Below are 23,000 nucleotides of genomic sequence, written 5' to 3' on the forward strand. Positions count from 1 at the left end.
CTATCAACATATTAGAACTTAAGCATTAGCTATCAACATATTAGAACTTAAGCATTAGCTATCAACATATTAGAACTTAAGCATTAGCTATCAACATTATAGAACTTAAGCATTAGCTATCAACATATTAGAACTTAAGCATTAGCGGGCAAGATGCCCGCACTACCATAGCCAGAGAATACAGTAGTGAGAGCGTCTCGCTCCCTAGCTATCAACATTATAGAACTTAAGCATTAGCTATCAACATATTAGAACTTAAGCATTAGCTATCAACATATTAGAACTTAAGCATTAGCGGGCAAGATGCCCGCACTACCATAGCCAGAGAATACAGTAGTGGGAGCGTCTCGCTCCCTAGCTGCTTCCGTCTTAAGCTATCAACTATCATACCTATCAACTATCATACCTATCAACTCTCAACTCTCAACTCTCAACTCTCAACTCTCAACTCTCAACTCTCAACTCTCAACTCTCAACTCTCAACTCTCAACTATCATACCTATCAACTCTCAACTCTCAACTCTCAACTCTCAACTATCAACTATCATACCTATCAACTCTCAACTATCATACCTATCAACTATCAACTATCAACTATCAACTCTCAACTCTCAACTCTCAACTACTAACTTCGCAAGCCAAGCATCGTAATGTCCGGCATTATCTCCATCCATTGCGCCATCGGTATAACCAGTAATATAAATATTATTGTGGGCATCCAAAGCGATCGCATTGCAACCATCCTCCCCAGGAGTGCCGATCTGCTTAATCCAATCTTGACTGCCATCGGGAGAGTATTTCGCTACCCAAGCATCAGACTCCCCTGCATTTGTGCCTTCCATGTCCCCAAAAGTAAAGCCCGCTAGATAAATATTCCCCTCGAGATCGATCGCCACCCCTGTAGATTCCTCATCATCGCTACTACCAAGCTGTTTCACCCATTGCTGAATCCCCGAACTATTATACTTTGCTACCCAAGCATCTTTGCCACCCGCATTTTTCTCACCCATTATTCCTTCGGTATAGCCCACCAGATAAATATTTCCTTGAGGATCGATGGCAATATCATTACATCCGGTGTTTTCCGCACTCCCCAAAGGGACAATCCATTTTTGGATTCCTTCGCCACTATAGCGGGCGATCCAAGTATGAGATACTTCTCCTTGTCCCGTCATCGGCATAGAAGTATTCCCCGCCACATAAACATTAATATAAGTTCGTCCGGTCTGAGGACTGACCTCCTCGCCGATCGCCAAAGTTGTCGCTGCTTCTTCGTGATATTTCCCCAAAGGAGTCCACCACAGCCGCACTCCTGTCTCATCGTACTTGGCTAACCATGCTTCCCAGTCTCCCTCTGCCGGGACGGTATAGCCCGTGATATAAATATTACCTTGGCGATCGACCCCGATACTATTGGGAATTTGGGGATGAATTTCCGTCAAAGGTTTGAGCCATTCTTGCTGTCCTTCTGGACTATATTTTGCCAGCCATGTCTGGGCAATTTGGCTCTCTTCATTATCCTTGAGACTGTAGGTGTAGCCCAAAAGATAAACACTATTATCTGGCGCGATCGCAATGCCATTGGATTCATCTTCTCCCACGGTTCCTAACTGCGTCAACCAAAGCTGCTGACCTGTGGGAGTATATTTAGCAATCCAAGCATCATTTCCCCCTTTATTTTCTCCTTCCAAAGCACCAGATGTATAACCTGTAACGTAAATATTACCCGATGAGTCAATCGCAAGATCGTAAGCATCATCTTCCCCTGCCGTCCCCAGTTGTTCGGTCCATTCCACAGTTACATTACTCATCGTTTAGTTCTCTTTAGAATTTTGCGTAGAATATAATTTATTATTTCATCGATCGCCGTTCCTTGATAAATGAGTTTTCCAGAAACCACCGCCTACGTCCGTATCACCCAGCAATCTTGGTATCAGGGACAGATCGAAGGAGAAGTCCAAGCTGCTTCCTATGAATGGCAATTTCAATGGCGCTTTCGTCAGGGAAAATTAATCGTGCATCCTTCTTTGGGACGTGCTTTGATTCTCGAACCCCTTAACCGTTTTCTTGAACGCTGTGACTATCAACTCGAACCTGGAGGAAATTATCAGTTTACCGTCAGAGCGAAATTATAATATAGAAAAAGGAACATAGGAGCGGGAATGGAACGAGATAAACTCAAAGTGTTGCTCATTTCCGAGAGAGTGGCAGACCATCAACAACTTGCCAGTCTCTGCGATCGCCTGCCGAATTTCGAGTTGAGTTGGGAAAAAACGCCTCCAGGTCTTTTCGATCGCAATTTCGCGATCGTTATCCTTGCCGTCCCTAGAGATAGCCTCTCTGCCCTTGTAAAACGGTGTCATCCCAGCCCTGTTATTTTCCTCATCGATACCCCAGAAGTGGGAATTAGCGCTTGGGAAACGGGGATTGCTGATTATTGGCTGCGATCGCAACTGAACCTCGCTTTTGTCGATCGCGCCTTGCGATCGCTCTGGGAACGTCACTGGTTGCAACGCACTAATCAAACCCTCACCGAAAAACTAGCTAAATACCAACATATTGAAAATACCTTTCGCAAGGGCGGGGAAATGGACTTAGAAGCCTCGCGATCGCAATTATCGGGAATTTTAGCCATTGCCGATGATGCCATTATTTCCATCAATACCCAACAAAAAATTACCGTCTTTAATTGTGGTGCAGAGAAAATTTTTGGCTATACCCAAGAGGAAATCTTAGGTTGTCCTCTGAGTATTCTGTTACCCGATCGCTTTACAAACTCACATCAGCATCACATTGGTCAGTTTTCCCAGGGTACCAGTAAAGCCAGGAAAATGGGAGAACGAAGTAAAATTATCGGTCGTCGCAAAAATGGAGAGGAATTTCCCGCCGAAGCCTCCATTTCTATGTTAGATATTGATGGAGAAAAGATTTTTACGACTATTTTGCGGGATATCAGCGATCGCCAACGGGCAGAAGAACAATTACAAAGAAGTCAATATTTTATCGAGCGCGTTGCCAATACTAGCCCCAGTTTGCTTTATATTTACGACCTCGTTGCCGATAAAAATGTCTATTTGAACGGCGATCGCAGCTTATTGGGCTACTCGACGGAAGAAATTCAAGAGATTGGCGATCGCTTCTTTTCGCAAATTCTTCACCCTGACGATCTGGAACTGTTACCCCAGCGTTTACAACATTTTCAGACGGCGAAAGATGGCGATGTGATTAAAACTGAATACCGCATTCGCAATAAAAACGGTCAATGGTGTTGGCTTTACAGTCGCGATATTATTTTCTCGAGGGATGCTGACGGTCAACCCCAAGAGATTCTTGGTGTTGCTGTCGATATTAGCGATCGCAAGGAAGCCGAAGCTCAGTTAAAAGAATATCGCGAACATCTGGAAGAATTGGTAGAAAAACGCACTAATGAACTCCTCTCAGCTAACCAACAACTGCAACAAGAAATTCAAGAACGAAAACAGGCGCAAGCAGCACTTTATTTTCAAGCTCGTTTGCTCGATATGGTAGAACACGCCATTATTGCTACGGATATGTCTGGGACAATTACTTATTGGAATCGAGGGGCGCAAACCCTTTATGGTTGGTTATCTGAGGAAGTGATGGGACGCAATATCATGGATGTTACTCCCTCAGATACGACTCAAAAACAGGCCGGAGAAATTATGGATAGTTTGTATCGAGGAGAAAGCTGGTCTGGAGAATTTAGAGTGAGGAGACGAGACGGGAGGGAATTTCCGGCGATGATTATGGACTCTCCTATTTATAACGAAACAGGAGAATTAATCGGGATTGTGGGTATTTCCTTCGATAATAGCGAACGCAAACAAGCAGAAGAAGCCTTGCAAAAAGCCAATGCAGAATTGGGGATTACCGTCGAACAGCAAACTCGAGATTTAGGAGGGGCGATCGGGAAATTACAACAAGAAATCGTCAAGCGCAAACTCGCCGAAATCGAATTGCAAGAAAGTGGGGAACGCTTTCGCGTTGTTCTGCAAACCTCTCCTATCGTCGTTTTTCACCAAGATACCGACCTTTGTTACACTTGGGTTTACAATCTCCTCGATCCCTTCAAACCTGAAGATTTTATCGGCAAGCGGGATGAAGATGTCTTCGATCGCGAAACGGCACGACACCTCAAGCAAATCAAACAAGAAGTTATTACAAGCGGTAAGGGAACTCGCGTAGAAACACCGGTGTTCTATCAGGATAAAGTTCTCTATTACGATATGACCTTAGAACCCTTGCGCTATCGATCTGGGCGCATTATTGGTTTGACTGGTGCCGCGATTGAAATTACCGATCGCAAGAAAGCAGAAGAAAATCTGAAACAACAAATGGAACGCGATCGCCTGTTAGAGCGAATTGCTCGTCATGTTAGACAATCTTTACATCTCGACGATATTCTCAACACGACTACCCGAGAAGTTCGACAACTCCTGCAAAGCGATCGCGCTCTCATTTTCCGCTATTATCCCGACAATAAGGGCATTATTACCCACGAATCGGTTAAACCTGGACAAAAGTGCCTCCTCGGTTTGGAAATTCAAGAGAAAATTCTTAATCGCAATTGCTATAAAAACTATTATCAAGGCAAAGGCAAGATTCTCTCTATTGTCGATGATGATGCAATGCCGGGTTGTTTGCGAGAGTATTTACAAACATTGGGTGTAAAATCTTCCCTCGTGGTTCCCCTTCTGCAACAAAGCGATCTGTGGGGTTTGCTCATCGTTCATCAATGTCAAACCGTGCATCAATGGCAGCCTTGGGAGATAACCTTGCTCGAGCAATTGGCTGTACAAGTAGCGATCGCCATTCAACAAGCCGAATTATATCGCCAACTCTCGGATAAATTGGCACAAGAGCAACAAGTTCAACTGCAATTACAAGAAGCCAAAGAAGCAGCCGATGCGGCCAACCAAGCCAAAAGCGAGTTTTTAGCCAATATGAGCCACGAACTTCGCACTCCCCTCAATGCTATCCTTGGTTTTACGCAAATTATGACGAGGAACTCTCAGTTAAACATCGAAGAGCAAGAGTATTTAGAGATTATTAATCGTTCTGGAGAACATTTACTCTCTTTGATTAATGATATTTTGGATTTATCAAAAATCGAAGCGGGGCGCATTTCTTGCGATCGCGAAGGTTTCGATCTTTTTGAACTCCTCGATAATCTGCAATCTATGTTGCATCTGAAAGCAGAATCGAAAGGTTTGTCTTTAACTTTCTATCGCACTGCGGATCTGCCGCAATTTATTGCCAGCGATCGCCAAAAATTGCGCTCAACTCTCATTAATTTGGTCGGTAATGCGATTAAATTTACTGAACGCGGTCATATTATTCTCAGAGTTAGAGTATCGGGAGGGGAAAGTCTGGAAGAAATCACTCTTCACTTTGAAATTGAAGATACGGGAGTGGGAATTGCACCAGAAGAAATCGATACTTTATTTAATGCTTTTGTGCAAACAAATTCCCGTCAAAAACTAACAGAAGGAACGGGTTTAGGGTTAACAATTAGCCGTCATTTTGTCCGCTTGCTGGGGGGAGAGATTGAGGTGAAAAGTAGCCTCGGGCAAGGTTCTACCTTTGCTTTTTCCATTATTTGCCCTATTGCTGATGAGAAAGAAGTCTTATCAAATTTAGGCGATCGCCGCATTATCGGGCTTGAATCTGAGGAAACTTATCGGCTTCTCATTGTCGAAGATCGCTGGACAAATCGCCGCTTATTGCGAGACTTGTTGGAGGCGATCGGGTTTACACTGCGGGAAGTCACCAACGGACAAGATGCGATCGCCCTTTGGCAGGAATGGCAACCCCATTTAATTTTGATGGATATGCAAATGCCCGTTATGGATGGTTACGAAGCGACTCGCGCTATTCGCTTACAAGAGAAAAAGAGAAGACAAAAAGGAACTGCGACTCTCAACTCTCGTGTTCCCATTATCGCCCTCACTGCCAGCGCTTTCGAGTCCCAACGCCCTTCTATTTTAGCGGCAGGATGTGACGATTTGATTGTCAAACCCTTTGCAGAAAGCGATCTGCTCGAGATTATTGCCAAACACTTAGGCGTACATTATCGTTATCAAACAACACCGATCGCATCTTTTTCTCAGTCAGCTACACCCATACAATTAACCCGTAAAGATTTACAACAACTCTCAGGAGAAGAGCGATCGCAACTTCACCAACTTGCCCTCTGCGCTCGAGGGCGACAATTATGCGAAAGAATTGAACAATTATTCCCTGAAGATGGGTCTGACTTGAGGCGATCGCTGCTCTCCCTTGTCGATAATCTCGATTTTGAGCGTATCATCGAATTAATGGAACTCGATGATACACAAAAAGTGGAATTGGACAATGAATAAGCAAAAAAAACGCAAAAACGATATTTTAGTGGTAGACGATCACCTCGACAATGTGACACTTCTGATGGGGCTGCTGAGGGAGTACGGCTATGAAGTTCGTCAGGTTTTGAGCGGACGGCAAGCTCTGCACGTCATTCAACACGATCCGCCAGATTTGATCCTCTTGGATATTATGATGCCAGAAATGGATGGTTATCAGGTTTGTGAAAAACTGAAGAATACACCGAAAACTCGTCATATTCCCGTGATTTTTCTCAGCGCCCTCAATGATCTTTCCGATAAAGTTAAGGGGTTTAAATTGGGAGGAGCAGACTATATTACCAAACCGTTTAGAGTTGAAGAAGTTCTCGCTCGGGTACAGCATCAAACCACCATTTTAACACAAAAAAAACAATTGCTGGCACAGAATCTTCGCTTGCAACAAGAAATTAAAGAGCGTCAACAAGCCGAGATGCAATTAAAACAAGTTAATCAAGAACTGCAACGCTCTAATGATGATTTGGAGCAATTTACATCAATAGTTTCTCACGATTTGCGCCAACCCCTGACAACAATTAATGGTTATGCCAGTTTATTATTAATGAAGTATGCAGGCCAATTTCCTGGGGATGCCGAAAGGTTTATCCGACGCATTAGTAATGCGGGGGAGCGGATGGAACAAATGATCGAGGATCTACTCTTTTGCGCCCACATAGGAGGGATGGATCGATCGCGGTTTGAACAGATTGAAGGCGATCGCCTTCTCGATGAAACTCTCGAAAATCTACGCAGTACAATTGAGAATACTCAAGCTATTATTGAAAGAGAGCATCTTCCCATTATCTTTGCCAATCCCATTCAATTGAGAGAACTATTAGAAAATTTGATTGCAAATGCCCTCAAATATTGCGATCGCAGTCCTCCTCAAGTCAAGATATCCGCCCGAGAAACAGCTACAGATATCTGTTTTTCGGTACAAGATAACGGTATTGGCATTGACCCTCAATCCTATGAAGAAATTTTCCAAATTTTTCACCGCTTGCATCCAGATAAACACTATTCTGGAACAGGGATCGGGTTAGCAATTTGTCAAAAAATCGTAGAAGCCCACGGTGGTCGGATTTGGCTGGATTCTCAACCTTGTCTCGGTTCAACATTTTACTTTACGATTCCCCAACAAAAAGTGGATAATGAAAGAGTAACTAATCGTTGAGGAAAAGAAAGAAAATAAAACTCACATTTTTTCCTTTCTTCTCTTATAAAAATGGAAAGTCATGTCAAATCTAATCAAAAAGGGGATATTTTAATCGTTGACGATATTCCAGAAAATGTACGCTTGTTGTTTGAAATGCTGACCGGACAAGGCCATGAGGTTCGGCAAACCATTACGGGAAAACAAGCATTACAAGCCATTGGTTGCGATCCTCCTGATTTAATTCTCCTCGATATTATGATGCCCAAAATGGACGGTTATCAGGTTTGTCAGCACCTGAAGGCCGACCCAGAAACGCGAGATATTCCAGTTATTTTTCTCAGTGCCAAAGACAAACCGATCGATCGCGTTGAAGCCTTTAAAGTCGGTGGGGCGGATTATATCAGCAAACCCTTTTATATTGAAGAAGTTTTAGCGCGGGTTGAACATCAACTTATTTTAGTTCGACAACGACAACAACTAGAGGCAAAAAATACCTGTTTACAACAAGAAATAGAAGAACGTGAGAAAGTTGAAATGGCTTTAAAAAAACAACAGGAATTTTTGCACTTGGCGATCGATGCCAATCCCAATTTAATCTATGTTAAAGATGAGCAGGGAAAATTTACCCTGGCAAATTGCGCTCTCGCTAAATTGTACGATACAACGGTGGAGAATTTAGTTGGGAAAAGTGAAGCGGATTTTAATGGCGATCGCCAACAAATTTTACAAGATGCTCAAAGGGAGATAGCAAAAGCATCCCGTCAAATCAATACTGCTCTTGTTACCCCAACCATTACCACAGAACCAATTTTCGATCGCCAAACTCAAACAGTGCGCTGGTTTCAAACCACAAAAACCGCCTTTGCTTCTCCTGATGGAAAAACTTGTTGGATATTAGGGGTATCTGTCGATATTACCGAACGCCAACAAGCAGAAGCAGCCCTTTGGGTACAAGCAGAACGAGAACGCCTTTTGAGAACTATAGCCCAGCGCATTCGCCAATCTTTGGATGTAGCAGAAATTCTCCAGCAAACCGTCAGGGAAATTCAGCAATTTTTACAAACCGATCGGGTGGCGATTTGCCGTCAAGAAAGCGATCGCACCTATCGAGTTGTAGTAGAATCGGTTTCTACTCCCTGGCTGTCCTTAGAAGGAGTAACGATCGCCGATGGATGGCTTCTGAATATCGCGGCAGAGTGGGAAAGTAAGAGCAACTTACCCCCTCATGCGATCGCCGACGCGACAACAAAAAATATAGAAAATATAGAAAATATTTCTTCTTCTTTAGGTGACTTTTTACAGCAATGGCAAGTTCGCTCTCAATGTATCGTGCCAATTTTTAAGAGTCATCTTCCACCAGATTCCAGTTCTTATGGGCTTTGGGGGGCGATCGTCGTTCATCAATGCGAGGCTGTACGAGAATGGCAGGAGGGAGAATTAGAAATTCTCTCTTCCCTCGCGACTCAAGTGGCGATCGCCGTGCAACAGGGGGAATTGTTAGCTAAACTCGAAGTTGCCAACCGCGAGTTAAAGAATCTCGCTAATGTAGACGGTTTGACAGGACTGGCCAACCGACGGCGGTTTGATGAAGTTCTCAACAAAGAATGGCAGCGAATGCAGCGCGATCGCGCTCCCCTCTCGCTGATTTTGGCTGATATTGACTTTTTCAAGCGCTACAATGACACCTACGGCCACCAAAAGGGAGATGAATGTTTAAAAGCCGTTGCTCTGGCTATTCGCTCTGGCAGCCAACGCTCCTCAGATTTAGCCGCTCGTTATGGGGGAGAAGAATTTGCGGTGATTTTGCCCAATACTTCTCTTGAGGATGCAGTTAAAATTGCTTGTCAGATTCAAGAACAAGTACGAGCATTACGGATCAATCGCTCTCCCTTATCCGCTTTTCCTTATCTTACTGTTTCTTCGGGTGTAGCCAGTCAGTTTCCTCACAAACAAGAAACTTTAGAAAACCTGATCGGTACCGCAGATGCAGCCCTCTATCGAGCCAAGGCTTCCGGACGCGATCGCGTGGAGTTGTAAAATGGGTAATGGGTCATCAACTATCAATTCTCAATTATCAACTCTCAATTCTCAATTCTCAACTCTCAACTCTCAATTCTCAACTCTCAACTCTCAACTCTCAACTCTCAACTCTCAACTCTCAATGGCCGCTTTCAACCCTAATGACAACTTGCAAGCCTTTTTTGACCTTTGCCCAGATTTACTCTGTACTCGCGATCGCAACGGTTATTTTCAGCAATTAAATCAGGTTTGGACGCAAGTGTTAGGTTGGAGTTTGGAGGAGTTGCGATCGCGGGCTTGGCTAGATTTTATTCATCCCGATGATACCGAAATTACTTGGGAATTGGAGCAGCAAAGCCAGCAAAATCCCCAAAATGTCCCCCGCCAATACAAGCATCGTTTTCGCTGTCAAAATGGCAATTATCGCTGGCTGGCGTGGCGTTGGTCCCCCTTTCGCGATGGAGTTTGTTATGGGATCGCCCGAGATGTCACCGAAACCCACTGGCTGGGTTCGGACAATTACCGCAACGCTGTCCAAGAGGCTGTCAAATTACGCGATCGCGCGATCGAAGCCAGTACCGTCGGTATTGTGATCGCCGATGCCACCCTCCCCGATATGCCTCTCATTTATGTTAACCCCGCCTTTGAACGCATCACCGGCTATTCGGCGGCGGAAGTTTTGGGGGCAAACTGTCGCTTTCTGCAAGGAAAAGAAACCCAACAACCCGCTCTCCATGACCTTCGCCGGGCGATTAAATCCCAAAAATCCTGCACTGTGGTTCTTCGCAACCATCACAAAAATGGTAGACCTTTTTGGAATGAATTAACCATCTCTCCGATTTTTGACAATCGCGGCATTCTCACTCATTTTGTCGGCGTGCAAAGCGATGTCAGCGATCGCATTAGTGCCGAAGATTCTTTGCGTCGAGAAAAAAATAAATCCGATCGCCTTCTCCTCAATATTCTCCCGGAAACCATTGCCACTCAACTCAAAGAAGGGCGAGGAACCTTGGCAGAGCAGTACCCGAAGGCAGCGATTCTTTTTGCCGATCTCGTTGATTTTACTCACTTATCAACTCAATTACAGCCTTTGGAATTAGTGATCCTGCTCAATGATATTTTTTCCCGCTTTGATCGCCTAGCGGAAAAGCATCAAGTTGAAAAAATCAAGACTATCGGCGATGCTTATATGGTAGCGGGTGGTTTGCCCATACCGCGAGAAGATTGTCTTGAAGCCATTGCAGAGATGGCTTTAGATCTGCAAGAGGCGATCGCCGCATTTTCAATTTCTCAGGGAAAAATCTTTCAACTCCGCATTGGCATTGCCACGGGTGTTGTTGTTGCTGGAGTAATTGGCATTAAAAAGTTTATTTACGATCTTTGGGGTGATACTGTTAATATAGCCTCTCGTATGGAGTCCCAAGGAGAACCAGGAAAAATACAGTTAACAGAAAAAGCCGCGCAATTGTTAAAGGAAAAGTATATGCTAGAAAAACGGGGACGAATATCTATCAAAGGTAAAGGAGAAATGACAACCTATTGGTTAATTGGTAAAAAATAATACTCTGATTAATCATTGATAATTGTTTATTGAAAAAATGCACCGATTGTTAAAACGTCAGCTTAAACGATATCTCGGCATTGAAAATTCTGAGGAAATTCCCCCTCATCTGCAAAAATTTATCAAGGCGATCGCTGACGCTTACGAACAATCCGATGCAGATCGTCTTATGCTAGAACGTAGCATGGAATTGAGTTCTAAAGAACTGCTCGAAGTGAATACACAAATGCGGGCAGCTATTCCCGATCTCTTTTTACGTCTCGATCGCGACGGCACAATTTTAGATTATAAACCAGGTCACACTAACGAAGATATTTACGTTCCTCTTATCGAACCCATTGGCAAATATCTGCAAGATTTTCTCCCGGAAGAAGTAGCTCAAAAATTTGAGTTAGCCCTCGATCGCCTTCAGAAAAAGCAGCCTATTATTAGCCTCGAACATTCGTTAAGCATTAAAGAGCAACAATATTACTATGAAGTGCGTTTACTGCGTCTGACAAACAACCAGGCGATCGCCATTATCCGCAACATTACTAGCCGCAAACAAGCCGAAGAAGCCCTCAAAGAAGCCAAACAACAAGCAGATGCAGCTAATATTGCCAAAAGTCGATTTTTGGCAAAAATGAGCCACGAACTTCGCACTCCTCTCAATGCCATTCTCGGTTTCAGCCAACTTATGACCCGCGATGCTTCTTTAAGTAACGAACAAAAAGATTATCTTAATATTATCAATCGCAGTGGCGAACATTTACTTTCTTTAATTAATGATGTTTTAGATTTATCCAAAATTGAAGCCGGACGCACGGTATTAATGGAAAATGTATTCGATCTGATCGAACTTCTCAATAGTATTTCCTCCATGTTGCAAATGAAAGCAGCAACGAAGGGATTAAAATTATTATTTAACCTCGATCCTGAACTGCCGCGATCGGTGAAAACCGATGAAGGAAAATTGCGTCAAGTCTTGATTAATTTATTAGGTAATGCCATTAAATTCACAGAACAAGGTGGCGTTACCCTAAGAGTTCGACAGTCTCCTTCGTCGTCAATTACAGAGCCATTATTTGTTACTAATGAAGTAATAGATAATAACAAACAACAAACAATAAATTTAACTTTTGAGATTGGCGATAGTGGCAGAGGTATTCCCCCCGAAGAAATAGAAGAACTCTTTCAAGCCTTCGTACAAAGTAAAATGAATCGTAGCACTGAAGAAGGGACGGGTTTGGGACTACCTATTAGCAAACAATTTGTAGAACTGATGGGGGGAGATATTTCTGTTCACAGTATTGTTGACGAAGGAACGACCTTTATTATTAATATACCCGTGCAGCTTACATCCCCAGAATTTATCCCGAAAGCGATCGAAACCAAACGGGCGATCGCCCTTGCTCCAGATCAACCCAGTTATCGTTTACTCGTGGTGGAAGATCGACCCGAAAATAGTCAACTCCTCTCAAAACTTCTCATCTCTGTTGGTTTTGAAGTTCGCATTGCTGAAAATGGTAAAGAAGGCGTAGAAATTTGGGAAGAATGGCAACCTCACTTTATTTGGATGGATATGGAAATGCCTGTTATGAATGGATATGAAGCAACAAAGTTAATTCGCAAAAAAGAGGGAGAAAAAAGAATGAGAGAAGAGGAGGAAAATATATCTCAGTTATCTTTATCACCTGTTCCTATTGTTGCCATTACAGCTAGTGCTTTTGAAGAAGATCGCAATATTGTTATTGCCGCAGGATGCAATGATTTTGTTCGCAAACCCTTTAAAGAAGCTATTGTTTTTGATAAAATAGCACAGTATTCAGGAGTGCGTTATATCTACGAAAATTTGACTGAAAATTTGACTACTGATGTAGAATCAAGACAGGTTCGCGATCGCGATCTCATCGGGGAACAGAAGCAGGAAATTATCAAAGAACTGCAAGAGTTACCGATAGCATGGGTGCATAGTCTCTACCAAGCTGCTCTAGAAGCGGATACCGAAATTATTAAAATATTGCTCACAGAAATTGAAGATTCTCAATTACAAATTGTACAAATTTTCAACAATTGGGCAGAAAACTTCCAGGTTGAAAGGATAATCGAGATTGTAGAATCTGTAAAGAGCGATCGCTTACCCACTGTCAATAAATCATAACAACAAATCATAACAACAAATCATAAGGAGATAAAACCATGAAAATAGAACAACGACGCTGGAGTGAAGAAATAGGATGGGAGTCTCAGCCTCTCGAACCGTCTCAATGGGGAGAAACCGTGCAATTGGTTCTCATTTTTGGCGATCGCCTTCTCCTCGCCCGAGAAGAACTCCTCAATACCATAAAAATAGCTTATCCTAATGCCTATTTACTGGGCTGTTCTACGGCTGGAGAAATTTACAATACGCAAGTTTCTGATGAAGCTCTAGTTATCACAGCAATTCAATTTGAACGCACTCAAATTAAAGGAACTTGCGTTAATCTTCTCGATTTTAACAATAGTTTTGCCGTCGGAGAAAAACTTGCTCAATCTCTCGATCCAGATGGGTTAGTTCATGTCTTTTTACTGTCTGAAGGCATTAAAATTAATGGTAGCAATTTAGTTCGGGGTATTGCACAAAATCTCCCTCAAGGTGTCACAGTTACTGGGGGACTATCTGGTGATGGAGCAAACTTTCAAGAAACATCGGTATTTTGGCGCGATCGCCCTCATTCTGATGCAGTAGTGGCGTTAGGATTATACGGAAAACATTTAAAAGTTGGTTACGGTTCTTGGGGGGGATGGGATCCTTTTGGTCCCGAACGAATGGTTACTCGTTCTGAAGGGAATATCCTCTATAAATTGGATGGTAAATCAGCCTTAGAACTCTACAAACAGTATTTAGGGGAATTTGCCAAAGAATTGCCTGCAAGCGGTCTTTTGTTCCCTTTAAGTTTGCGAATTGAATCGAAAGATATGCCCGTAGTTCGTACAATTTTGGGGGTTGATGAAGCAAAACAAAGCATGACCTTTGCGGGAGATATTCCCGAAGGAAGTACAGTTCGTTTGATGAAAGCTAACTTCGATCGCCTCGTGGATGGGGCGATCGAAGCAGCCGAAAAAAGCTATGGGGTAAATGGTTCAACACCACCGGATCTGGCAATTTTAATTAGTTGCGTGGGGCGGAAATTAGTCCTCAAACAACGCATCGAAGAGGAGGTAGAAGGAGTTCGAGAAGTGATGGGAGATAAAACTATTCTCACGGGTTTTTATTCCTATGGGGAAATCTCCCCTTTTCAAGAAGGAGTGCGCTGCGAACTGCATAATCAAACCATGACTATTACAACTTTACGAGAAGAGTAGAAAAATTAGGGGTGGTTATTTCCACCTCTGACGAACAGATTTTAGTGTATTAACTTTGGTTGCAGGACTCTATGAAGAAGTTAAGTTGTATTTTCGGGAGATACTGCGATCGCTATTCTCTTAACTGGCGAGGAGAATGGGGGAAGGTTGGATAGATAGCGATCGCGCCAGAATTTCTATTCTATTCTCTCCCCCAAGATCGAAAAATAGGTGCAACCAATTATCGGGAGAAAAGGAAAGATTTTGCAGCCAAGAAGAGGAGTTAATTCGTCCCCATCCAACAATTGTTCCTAAGTTAGGAGAAATAGAGTTAGAATTATTAATCTCTGGGTTAAACTGCACGTCAAGATGAATGCAAGAGGAAAGAATTAGTTTGAGAGGTTGGTCTTCTGTGGCTATTTCATCTATTTCATTTTTGGGATTAAGTTCCCAATAATAGTTAAGATTAAGGACATAATCATTGGGAAGTTGCCAACCCATTGAGAGTAATTCTGATTCGGTAAAGTCGTATTTTTGCCAAATTTCTTCAAATGTCATCATTTCTAAAAGCAGGAATATTTAAAACTGCTATACCGTGAGGAAAAAGTGAGTTTCTGTTCGATTTCCAGGTTGACCCAAGGCATTTAATGCTGGTTCTCCCGGTGCGCCACCTCCAGCACCATTATAAACGCGAGCATAGGAAGAAGCATCAGGTTTCGTCATTATTCTAACGCTGCATTGACGGTCTGGACTTGTCCAAATTTTTCCTGTACCGCTTTTTGTTCCTCCTTTTGCGATCGCAAATATCCAACCAGAGTTCATTAATTCAGTTTCTAGAGTTGTTTTATCAATATGACTAACAAGTAAGTTGAGAACATCAATAGCTGTTTTTATTGTGCCAGATGACATGATTTTAGATGCTAAAACTTAAACACATTCAAAAAATTTGATTTGATTTTAAGATTTTCCTATGATATCAAACAGGAAAGGAGAAGCGCGATCGCCTGACAATTTTTGCTATGATGCAAAAGTATCACTCAATTGGGAGGACTAGCAAACATGACGAATGCAACAATCGCAGAAGAAGCAATCGCCTCTAAAATCATGTCTTTAGAGGACTTTCTCAACTATGATGATGGTACAGATGCTCGATATGAACTAGAAGATGGGAGACTGTTATTTATGCCGAGTGAGAGCGAAATCAATCGACGGATTGCTATTTTTTTATTGCTGTATTTTGCTCAACTTGGGATTCCCGGTTCTCAATTAACCATGAAAACGGAAGTCGCGGTGAGTGGAAGTCGGACAACTGTGCGAGTCCCAGATTTGTTAGTTTTGACGGAAGAGTTAGCACGGGCAATGGAGAGTGCAACTCGCTCTATTATAATGTTAGATATGTTACCTCCTCGGTTGGTTGTAGAAGTGGTGAGTCCAGGACGAAAGAATGCGGAGAGAGATTATCGTTACAAGCGATCGCAGTACCAAGCCAGAGGAATTGCTGAATATTGGATCGTTGACCCCAGACAAGAACAGATTACCGTGTTAACTTTGGTCGCGGGGCTTTATGAAGAAGCAGTGTTTTCAGGAGATATGGCGATCGCGTCTCCTCTGCTGTCGGAATTGGGTCAAGCATCACCTTTAACAGTAGTGCAGGTATTGCAGTTAGGATAGACTGATATAAAGATGGCAAGCATAATTGTTCTGGGAATTGTGAAATCGAGCAAGGTCAAAAGTTGAAATTGATATGTCATTTACAGAAATATTAGCTATACTAGATACTGGTACATTTATTCTGGTCATCTACAGATTTTATCACCACAAACAAATACATACGGAGTCACTCATGCAAATTGATAGAGCAATTGTTAAAGAACAAGGTGTTACATTCGCAGTTGTGATTGTTAAACCATCTGCGATTCAAACACAATATAGTGCGAATGAAATGCGACAACGGCTGTCTATAATCACTGACTTTTCAGGGCTACCAATTATATTGGCATCTCAAAACTCTCGAGGGAAATTCACATATCAAGGACGTAAAGATATCGTTAACTTCCTTGCATCAATTAATGCTTCTCGCATTCCCTGGAAAAGATACTCGATCTATTAGAGAAATTTCCTTGATTTTGTAGGTTGGGTTAGCGATAGCGTAACCCAACACAACTCATACGTTACTAACAAAAAACTCAACAAAGAACAGCGATCGCTTTAGAAATACACTCTTTTCGTAATATTTTTCTGCGATCGCAACATTTGTATTAAAATAGAGAGAAGAATTTCACGGGACAGCCATGACAACCCAAATCAGTAAAGCAAAAGCAACAAGAACCGTTATAGCCCATAGCAGTATGCTTCCGGGGTTGGATACCTTGAAGGCTAAAGGAGAAACAGGAGTGTTTGAGGTCATTGAATCCTTAAAAGATTTTTCAGAAACATTTGTCAAAGAGAAAAAAATCAAAAAAGCTACAGCTTCAGACAATAAAGACTATTATATGATTAGCGCTCCCAACGACTATCGAATTATCTTTACTTTTGAAGGTGAAGATATTGTTGTTTTTGATATCTTTTTAAAGCAAAGACTAGACTTATTTGTAAAACGAGATGAAAATATTGTAAAGTAAATGAAAGATTTTTTACAGTTGAAATTCAACTATTCGCTTTTTTTTAAAGAACTCAAAGAATTCAAAAACTTACTTGATTCTTCTCGTTTTCTCTCAGAACAAGATGAGATTTTACCTTTTTTCAGGAAAAGAGTTCAGCTATCTCTTGCGATCGGTGCGTACTATCCGGAAATTTTACAACCCGATCGCATTGCTTTCGAGTATGACTTATTCGGAGACTTTGCTTGCGATCTTGTCATTGGCGACTCGAAGAGACAATCCTATTGCTTCGTTGAATTTGAAAATGCCGTCGAAAATAGTATTTTCCGAAAAACTAAACGCAATTTATCAGAATGGTCGCCGCGTTTTGAAAGGGGATTCAGTCAAATTATCGATTGGTTTTATAAGTTAGATACTCAATCAGAAACGAGAGATTTTGAATATCGTTTTGGCGGGCGATCGATTTACAGTATGGGACTATTAATTATTGGGAGAGATGCCGATCTTTCCCAAAAAGAGAAAGATCGTTTAGAATGGCGCAAGCGCAAAATATTAGTTAATTCTCATCATATTTATTGCCTAACTTTTGACGATTTATATCGAACTTTAGCCGTTCGTCGAGATATTTATGAAATCTTTGCAAATAGCGATCGCAAATCTGAAGATTGAGTTATCCTTAATAATGGCGATCGCATCTCCGTTTTATGTCACAATAAAAGAGAGGATTACAGAGAAATAATGAGTACCGATTCAATATTACAAATCCAGCAAACAGAACATTGCCACATTGTGAAGCATCCCAAAATCCTCAACGGAGAACCAATCGTTAAAGGGACGCGAACACCTGTTAGAGCCATTGTTGAAACTTGGCGCATGGGAGTTGCACCAGAAGCAATTCCGCAAGGTTTACCCCATCTGAACTTAGCACAAATTTTTAATGCCCTTTCCTATTATTTCGACCATCAAGAAGAAATTCAAACCTACATCGATCGCAATCGCATCCCCGAACATCTTGTCGATCCTTTGATTAAAAACTCGTGAGTGGAATTTTTTATTAAACTGTATTTAGATGAAGATGTTCATGTTTTAATTATGGAATCATTCTAGTATTTCGCAACACTCCACAGGAAATAACAAGAAGATTATTGATTATTTTAAATAATATTATGGCTGAAGAAATGCGCGATCGCATTCGTTATATTTGATTGTCAGCAAACATCCCATTGAAATATTAGGATAGCGATCGCAACAAAACTAGAATTAATATTCTTTATTTTGTAACCAGTTTTGTTTCATCTGTCTTTATATCTTGAAACAAAATACAAACTTCTTTATTCAGTGCAGAGGCAATTTTTTGCAGCATTTTCAAAGAATGCCCCTCATAATCGGCACTTTCCAAACGCGCAATCATAGATTGTTTTGTCCCAATACGATCTGCAAGCTGTTGTTGAGTGATTCCTACTGTTGTACGTGCCTCATAAATTAATTCAGCAGCTTGAATATTGAGAGAAAATTGCTCAACTTTCTCTCGATTTTCAGAATCCTTACAGAATTTACGATTGAGAATTTGAACTGCATTACTGGTTTTTTTCATGATTTTAGTTCTCTCTTAATGTTAATTTTTTATTCCTGATAGGTATGTTGAATTGGATCTTGAATAATCGTCAATTTTCAGCTATTCTACTTTGCCGCGATCGCGAATCTGAAAATTGAGTTATCCTTAACAATAGCGATCGCATCTCCATTTTATGTCACAATAAAAGACATGAGTGAAATTTTCATCAAACTGTATTTAGATGAAGATGTTCATGTTTTAATTGAGTTCAGCATATCCAACCGACAAAAAAAGGGCAGGTATTAAACCCACCCCAGAAAATCTACTTATCATTCCGCACTGGTAAAGGAGTCTCCAGAATTTCCATCAACAACTCCAACCGAGAAGGACGAGACAACAAAGGAATTAAGTTCGGTAACGAGTAGTAGTCCCCGCTAAAAGTGAACGTATCCACTTGTACTTGGTCTTGTTGTAACTTGCGTTCCAACATATCGTAAGCGTAACCTACCTTCACGATGACCACACTGGGCTGTACTTTCAACTCCTTGCAGTACGCCGCAAACGCCGCATTAAAGTAAGGAGCAGTGTTTTCACCTTCATCCGTCACTAAAATGATTTGTTCCGCAACCTGCTTCCGCAAGCGCATCGCCTCCACCGGACAACCGATACTCGTCGCCCCGCCCGCGTGCAGGTGTTGAAAGGCTTTATCCCAGTCACTCAAGTTCTTGCCCGAGGCAGTAATAGGATAGGGCATCGTGTCGAAAGCGTAGACAAACAGATCCGCCTCTGTCACCCCAGAAATCAAAGCCGCAATTTGCTTCCCGACTTCCAAAGCTGCATCCATCGAACTTGACTTATCTACCAGTAAAGCTGTCGATTTTTTAATCGAACCTTTTTGCTTCACTTGTGCGTCCATCACTTGTTCTAACTTAGCAGTGGTTTCAGCATCCAAACCCGCCGCTTCTGCTGCAACCTTGCCTTTTAAAGCAGAAACTCGCTTATCGGATTTTGCCGCCTCCAATTTCTCATCGATCAACACCTTCACGTCTGGGTTTTCCAGCGCACCGCGTTCTTTGAGAGATTTGAGATTGTTGATGACCTCTTGGGGACTCATGGCATTAATTAAAGCCACCAATACCACAGGAGTCACTTGCGTTACTGCCCCGATCGCGATCGTATAAGGAATCTTATTCTCCACGATCGCCCGCGCTTGGTCTGCGGGAGTATCGGCTTTGGCCAGCACTTTCACCGCATAAGCCAAGCTACCTACGGGAGGAGTATCTTTAAACAAGATAGCATCGGCGCGAGGATTAGGCTTAATATGCAAAGTCGCATAGAGATGCTTCATTGCTTTACGACCTCGCAACGCAGCGCGATCGAAGAATTCCGGTTTTGCTTCCCGGTGACGCAAGTATCGACGAACCGCCGTCCGTGCCGATCGCGGCATTTTGTTCCGATGTTGCTTCATAAAGTCCACAATCCGCGCCACTTGGTAGGGGGGGAACTCTTGCAACATCATAAATCCCGCATCTCGGTGTTCCGTCAAGGCACTTGCGAGCAAATTTCCGGTAAAAACTTCCTTATGGTCGCGCACGTCCCCATTCTTGCCGTACCAAGCCGCTAAGTGACCGTAAAAGAGCGGATCGAGTTCGATAATCGTTTTGTGAATTTCTGCTACATCTTCCAGCTTGCGATGAGGAGTCGTTAGCAAGCTATTCAGCATTTCCAAACGCAAATCGCGTTCGGTATTATTCATAGTTGCATTAGTTGCATTCATAGTTGCATTCATTTGGCTACCTCCTTATATTGCAGAGAAATTTAGGGAGGCAGGTGTCGCCGAACAACTATCAACTATCAACTATCAACTATCAATTAACTGTTATTTAATTAATAGTTACCAAGATTTATTGATAATTGTGAAGAGGCCGCGCAAGTTTAGAGGGCTTTTTAGATCGATTTTAGAGTCGAGTATGTATGCCTTCTGTATTGGGGCGCGGCGACATCTGCCAGTATAACGTTAGATTTGGGTTAATGTCAAGAGTTGGGATTGTGCAAGCAATTCTAGAACTACTTCAGAGATATGATTGCGCCGAAAGACTCGAGATTGGCTTTGATTTTCAAACCATCTTCCGGTGTAACGGCTTGCTTAACAATACTTGGCGTAGAATTAACCAAGGTTTTTGCATTTTTCAAGCCCAATCCCGTTACATTCCAAACTGCTCTGGTAATTGCTGCTTTTTTGTTCTTCGGTGCAGTTTCCAGAACCACATCAACCATTGTAAAATCGTCTGGTTTGGCTGTAATTTCCTGATGAATGAGGGAGACAAACTTCACTTTCATCGGGGAGGCATCTACACCAAAGTTCTTTTCAATTTGTTTGATGAGTTCGGCAGCTTCAACCAAGGTCAAGGTTTTCATTTGCTCGATAATTGTCATCACTTTTACAGACATTTGACTCACCTCCCCGAGTTCAATGATTTTTGATGAACTGGTGTGAATGGGTTGATACTATTTTTATGTGCCTGAAGATTGAGGGAGAATTAAGATTTCGCGCAAGTTAAGAAAGCTGTTGTTTTATACACAGGATTTGAACCTGCAATCGCTTGATCTTGAGTCAAGTGCCTTACCATTTGGCTAGTATGTAAGCTATCAATGTTAGGGCGCGAAATCAATTTTTTATTTCGGTTTTATCTGTTTCATTATAGCCTTAATTTCCTTTTTTGTACAGTGCCTTTTATGAAAAGTGTAAACTTTTTTTCCGTATTCATTCAAGGCTTGCCGATCGCTAATTTTGCGCTGCAAGAGAATATCAAAAGGCTGGTCTTTTAAAGGAAAGGCTTGTAAGGAAACAAGATACCAAATCCCGTCAATTTTGCGATATTGTCGATCGCGATCGCATTTAATCACATCATCCCGATTTTGTTCCTTTTTCTGAGGCTGTTTCTTGGCGATGCAAAGAATGCCTATTTCTGGATGAACATAGAGCTTTCCTTTCCTTCCCCAATATCCTTCATCCAAACGCGATCGCTTTCCATGACGAGCATTTTTTCGATAGGGAATACTATCAATAATAATGACATCTCGTTCGACAAAATCCCAAACGTGGGAAAGGATATGTTGCCCAGAAAGCGTACTGGTATCCAGTTGATAGCAAAGTTCGCTATAAACTATCTTCCAAGGTTGTCCGGTGTAAGAACGAAGCCAACGATACAAAGGCGCGAGATTATCGGAAAAATAGCGAGATTTCCAGTATTTTTTCTTGATGACAAAGGATTTTAATAAACCTTCTTCACTGGCTTCTCTGGTAATGCGATCGAGGGATTTTTTATATCCCTTCACTTTCTTACAGCTAACTCTCAAACCTCCACGAGGACGTTCGATAACAATTCGATCTAAACGATGTTCGCTCACAATTCAATCCGAGGTGAAATACTTTTTTAGACAATGTTTCTTCTAGCGATCGCACTAATCTTTGCGAATCACTTCTTAAACTAAAATTGGCTAAATAATGAAGCATTGACATCACCTCCAGATATTCTTAAAATGGAAAACAAAATTGAAATTAAGAGCCGCAAAAGTCAGAAAAGCTGTTTTCACAATCTATCGCGTTCAACCACTCCGCCACAGATGGAATCCATCTGGTGGGATTTGAACCCACGAGATCATTACTGATCTAAAGTATGTAGGCTTTTAAAGTTAGGTTGCGGCTCAAAAATTGGAGAACCCGCGCAAGTTTGCAAAGCTGTTTTTATACGTCCATTGCTCTACCACTGAGCTACAACCGCATAAACGCGGCTGGCGAGGAATCGAACCTGCGACCAATGGATTAACCAAGGTATGTAGGCTTTACGAAGTTGGGGCGCGGGTTAGAAATTGTATTTAATACCGCATAGAACCCAAAATTAATATGAAAGAAAAGAGATTACTTCGCGCAAGTTCAAAAAGCTATCATTTGGCTACAAATGCAGGAATTGAACCTACATTCTCTTGATTTACTGTCAAGCGAGCTACCGTTGCTCTAATTTGTATGTAAGCTATTTAGTTGGGGCGCGAAGTATAGTCTCAAGGAGCAAAATCTTGGCATTTAAACAAGTACAATTTGGACAAATTTTAACCGTAAACGGCTTCGGGGCGAACGATCAAATCTCCATTTTGCGGGCGATCGATGATATAATCGGAAAGGCGATCGCGGTGGACATCAAAATACTGTGCTAGTCGCTCTTTCACCTGAGTATCGTTCATACCCGTTTTAATATTAATTTGGCCTTCGGCGACATCATAAGAACGACCTTCAAAACGAACGTGAACCATTGTTTTTACCTCTATATTTTTACCTCTTGGTGTTCCCATGACTACATACTACAATTATGCTACAAACTTGTCAAGGGGATACGAAAAATTTTTT

General features: G+C 42.0%; 20 protein-coding genes and 2 tRNA genes. 12 read left to right on the forward strand and 10 right to left on the reverse strand.

The features are described from left to right. Positions 1–611: 611 nt before the first annotated feature. Complete coding sequence (locus tag JUI58_RS06860) at positions 612–1,811, reverse strand: SBBP repeat-containing protein (protein ID WP_204103018.1); 1,200 nt, start codon at positions 1,809–1,811, stop codon at positions 612–614. A 69-nt stretch (positions 1,812–1,880) separates the two neighbouring features. On the opposite strand from JUI58_RS06860, the gene JUI58_RS06865 reads away from it, so the two are divergent. The 7 genes from JUI58_RS06865 to JUI58_RS06895 are packed head-to-tail and all read left to right on the forward strand — an operon-like array spanning position 1,881 to position 14,461. After that, on the forward strand, positions 1,881–2,135 hold the full coding sequence (locus JUI58_RS06865) for a DUF3146 family protein (protein ID WP_204103019.1): 255 nt from the start codon (positions 1,881–1,883) through the stop codon (positions 2,133–2,135). Between the two features lie 27 nt (positions 2,136–2,162). Next, positions 2,163–6,383: a PAS domain S-box protein gene (locus JUI58_RS06870; RefSeq protein WP_204103020.1), complete on the forward strand. Its 4,221-nt coding sequence runs from the start codon at positions 2,163–2,165 to the stop codon at positions 6,381–6,383. Continuing rightward, positions 6,376–7,575, forward strand: a complete 1,200-nt coding sequence (locus tag JUI58_RS06875) for a response regulator (protein ID WP_204103021.1) — start codon at positions 6,376–6,378, stop codon at positions 7,573–7,575. Before JUI58_RS06870 ends, JUI58_RS06875 begins: the two co-directional genes overlap by 8 nt. Before the next feature lie 51 nt (positions 7,576–7,626). Continuing rightward, complete coding sequence (locus JUI58_RS06880) at positions 7,627–9,594, forward strand: diguanylate cyclase (protein ID WP_204103022.1); 1,968 nt, start codon at positions 7,627–7,629, stop codon at positions 9,592–9,594. Beyond that, the gene (locus JUI58_RS06885; protein WP_204103023.1) at positions 9,542–11,137 is read left to right on the forward strand and encodes an adenylate/guanylate cyclase domain-containing protein; all 1,596 of its coding nucleotides are present in this window, start codon (positions 9,542–9,544) and stop codon (positions 11,135–11,137) included. Before JUI58_RS06880 ends, JUI58_RS06885 begins: the two co-directional genes overlap by 53 nt. 37 nt (positions 11,138–11,174) lie before the next feature. After that, positions 11,175–13,277 carry an ATP-binding protein gene (locus JUI58_RS06890; RefSeq protein ID WP_204103024.1) on the forward strand — a complete coding sequence of 701 codons (2,103 nt, stop codon included), beginning with the start codon at positions 11,175–11,177 and terminating at the stop codon, positions 13,275–13,277. Between the two features lie 38 nt (positions 13,278–13,315). After that, entirely contained in the window at positions 13,316–14,461 is a 1,146-nt protein-coding gene (locus tag JUI58_RS06895) for an FIST N-terminal domain-containing protein (RefSeq protein ID WP_204103025.1), read from the forward strand. A gap of 120 nt (positions 14,462–14,581) precedes the next feature. Here the strand turns inward: JUI58_RS06895 and JUI58_RS06900 are convergent, their stop codons facing one another. Together JUI58_RS06900 and JUI58_RS06905 are read right to left on the reverse strand one after the other, a co-directional pair. Then, positions 14,582–15,001, reverse strand: a complete 420-nt coding sequence (locus tag JUI58_RS06900; RefSeq protein ID WP_204103026.1) for a hypothetical protein — start codon at positions 14,999–15,001, stop codon at positions 14,582–14,584. Positions 15,002–15,028: 27 nt separating this feature from the next. Further along, complete coding sequence (locus JUI58_RS06905) at positions 15,029–15,349, reverse strand: hypothetical protein (protein ID WP_204103027.1); 321 nt, start codon at positions 15,347–15,349, stop codon at positions 15,029–15,031. Positions 15,350–15,499: 150 nt separating this feature from the next. Here JUI58_RS06905 and JUI58_RS06910 point away from each other — a divergent pair, with 150 nt between their 5' ends. The 5 genes from JUI58_RS06910 (at position 15,500) to JUI58_RS06930 (ending at position 18,081) form a co-directional block, all read left to right on the forward strand. Beyond that, on the forward strand, positions 15,500–16,111 hold the full coding sequence (locus tag JUI58_RS06910) for a Uma2 family endonuclease (RefSeq protein ID WP_204103028.1): 612 nt from the start codon (positions 15,500–15,502) through the stop codon (positions 16,109–16,111). 73 nt (positions 16,112–16,184) lie between these two features. Next, on the forward strand, positions 16,185–16,550 hold the full coding sequence (locus tag JUI58_RS06915; protein WP_239121315.1) for a hypothetical protein: 366 nt from the start codon (positions 16,185–16,187) through the stop codon (positions 16,548–16,550). 181 nt (positions 16,551–16,731) lie between these two features. After that, positions 16,732–17,061: a hypothetical protein gene (locus JUI58_RS06920; protein WP_204103029.1), complete on the forward strand. Its 330-nt coding sequence runs from the start codon at positions 16,732–16,734 to the stop codon at positions 17,059–17,061. Then, on the forward strand, positions 17,062–17,709 hold the full coding sequence (locus tag JUI58_RS06925) for a Shedu anti-phage system protein SduA domain-containing protein (RefSeq protein WP_204103030.1): 648 nt from the start codon (positions 17,062–17,064) through the stop codon (positions 17,707–17,709). A 69-nt stretch (positions 17,710–17,778) separates the two neighbouring features. Continuing rightward, positions 17,779–18,081 carry a DUF433 domain-containing protein gene (locus JUI58_RS06930; protein WP_204103031.1) on the forward strand — a complete coding sequence of 101 codons (303 nt, stop codon included), beginning with the start codon at positions 17,779–17,781 and terminating at the stop codon, positions 18,079–18,081. Between the two features lie 229 nt (positions 18,082–18,310). On the opposite strand, the gene JUI58_RS06935 is transcribed toward JUI58_RS06930, so the two are convergent. The 7 genes from JUI58_RS06935 to JUI58_RS06965 form a co-directional block, all read right to left on the reverse strand. After that, on the reverse strand, positions 18,311–18,634 hold the full coding sequence (locus JUI58_RS06935) for a helix-turn-helix transcriptional regulator (protein WP_204103032.1): 324 nt from the start codon (positions 18,632–18,634) through the stop codon (positions 18,311–18,313). 283 nt (positions 18,635–18,917) lie between these two features. Continuing rightward, positions 18,918–20,351 carry a vWA domain-containing protein gene (locus JUI58_RS06940; protein ID WP_348539854.1) on the reverse strand — a complete coding sequence of 478 codons (1,434 nt, stop codon included), beginning with the start codon at positions 20,349–20,351 and terminating at the stop codon, positions 18,918–18,920. A gap of 311 nt (positions 20,352–20,662) precedes the next feature. Beyond that, positions 20,663–21,046 (reverse strand): 50S ribosomal protein L7/L12, encoded by a 384-nt coding sequence (gene rplL, locus JUI58_RS06945; RefSeq protein WP_204103034.1) that lies wholly within the window; start codon positions 21,044–21,046, stop codon positions 20,663–20,665. Positions 21,047–21,169: 123 nt separating this feature from the next. Next, positions 21,170–21,237 (reverse strand) — tRNA-Leu (locus JUI58_RS06950). 34 nt (positions 21,238–21,271) lie between these two features. Next, positions 21,272–22,006 (reverse strand): hypothetical protein, encoded by a 735-nt coding sequence (locus JUI58_RS06955; protein WP_204103035.1) that lies wholly within the window; start codon positions 22,004–22,006, stop codon positions 21,272–21,274. Positions 22,007–22,548: 542 nt separating this feature from the next. Then, positions 22,549–22,623, reverse strand: a tRNA-Tyr gene (locus tag JUI58_RS06960). A gap of 82 nt (positions 22,624–22,705) precedes the next feature. Then, positions 22,706–22,906 carry a hypothetical protein gene (locus tag JUI58_RS06965; protein WP_348539855.1) on the reverse strand — a complete coding sequence of 67 codons (201 nt, stop codon included), beginning with the start codon at positions 22,904–22,906 and terminating at the stop codon, positions 22,706–22,708. Between the last annotated feature and the right edge of the window lie 94 nt (positions 22,907–23,000).

Origin of the sequence: Spirulina sp. CCY15215, from assembly GCF_016888125.1 — a bacterium.
In the GTDB taxonomy this organism is placed as follows: domain Bacteria; phylum Cyanobacteriota; class Cyanobacteriia; order Cyanobacteriales; family Spirulinaceae; genus CCY15215.

What these genes read in the sequence shown, in the direction of transcription:
- JUI58_RS06910 (WP_204103028.1), top strand. Translation starts at nt 15,500, where the DNA reads ATGACGAATGCAACAATCGCAGAAGAAGCAATCGCCTCTAAAATCATG.
- JUI58_RS06890 (WP_204103024.1), top strand. Translation starts at nt 11,175, where the DNA reads ATGCACCGATTGTTAAAACGTCAGCTTAAACGATATCTCGGCATTGAA.
- JUI58_RS06875 (WP_204103021.1), top strand. Translation starts at nt 6,376, where the DNA reads ATGAATAAGCAAAAAAAACGCAAAAACGATATTTTAGTGGTAGACGAT.
- JUI58_RS06895 (WP_204103025.1), top strand. Translation starts at nt 13,316, where the DNA reads ATGAAAATAGAACAACGACGCTGGAGTGAAGAAATAGGATGGGAGTCT.
- JUI58_RS06885 (WP_204103023.1), top strand. Translation starts at nt 9,542, where the DNA reads ATGCAGCCCTCTATCGAGCCAAGGCTTCCGGACGCGATCGCGTGGAGT.
- JUI58_RS06930 (WP_204103031.1), top strand. Translation starts at nt 17,779, where the DNA reads ATGAGTACCGATTCAATATTACAAATCCAGCAAACAGAACATTGCCAC.
- JUI58_RS06865 (WP_204103019.1), top strand. Translation starts at nt 1,881, where the DNA reads ATGAGTTTTCCAGAAACCACCGCCTACGTCCGTATCACCCAGCAATCT.
- JUI58_RS06920 (WP_204103029.1), top strand. Translation starts at nt 16,732, where the DNA reads ATGACAACCCAAATCAGTAAAGCAAAAGCAACAAGAACCGTTATAGCC.
- rplL (WP_204103034.1), bottom strand. Translation starts at nt 21,046, where the DNA reads ATGTCTGTAAAAGTGATGACAATTATCGAGCAAATGAAAACCTTGACC.
- JUI58_RS06880 (WP_204103022.1), top strand. Translation starts at nt 7,627, where the DNA reads ATGGAAAGTCATGTCAAATCTAATCAAAAAGGGGATATTTTAATCGTT.
- JUI58_RS06940 (WP_348539854.1), bottom strand. Translation starts at nt 20,351, where the DNA reads ATGAATAATACCGAACGCGATTTGCGTTTGGAAATGCTGAATAGCTTG.
- JUI58_RS06935 (WP_204103032.1), bottom strand. Translation starts at nt 18,634, where the DNA reads ATGAAAAAAACCAGTAATGCAGTTCAAATTCTCAATCGTAAATTCTGT.
- JUI58_RS06925 (WP_204103030.1), top strand. Translation starts at nt 17,062, where the DNA reads ATGAAAGATTTTTTACAGTTGAAATTCAACTATTCGCTTTTTTTTAAA.
- JUI58_RS06860 (WP_204103018.1), bottom strand. Translation starts at nt 1,811, where the DNA reads ATGAGTAATGTAACTGTGGAATGGACCGAACAACTGGGGACGGCAGGG.
- JUI58_RS06900 (WP_204103026.1), bottom strand. Translation starts at nt 15,001, where the DNA reads ATGATGACATTTGAAGAAATTTGGCAAAAATACGACTTTACCGAATCA.
- JUI58_RS06870 (WP_204103020.1), top strand. Translation starts at nt 2,163, where the DNA reads ATGGAACGAGATAAACTCAAAGTGTTGCTCATTTCCGAGAGAGTGGCA.
- JUI58_RS06905 (WP_204103027.1), bottom strand. Translation starts at nt 15,349, where the DNA reads ATGTCATCTGGCACAATAAAAACAGCTATTGATGTTCTCAACTTACTT.
- JUI58_RS06965 (WP_348539855.1), bottom strand. Translation starts at nt 22,906, where the DNA reads ATGGTTCACGTTCGTTTTGAAGGTCGTTCTTATGATGTCGCCGAAGGC.
- JUI58_RS06915 (WP_239121315.1), top strand. Translation starts at nt 16,185, where the DNA reads ATGTCATTTACAGAAATATTAGCTATACTAGATACTGGTACATTTATT.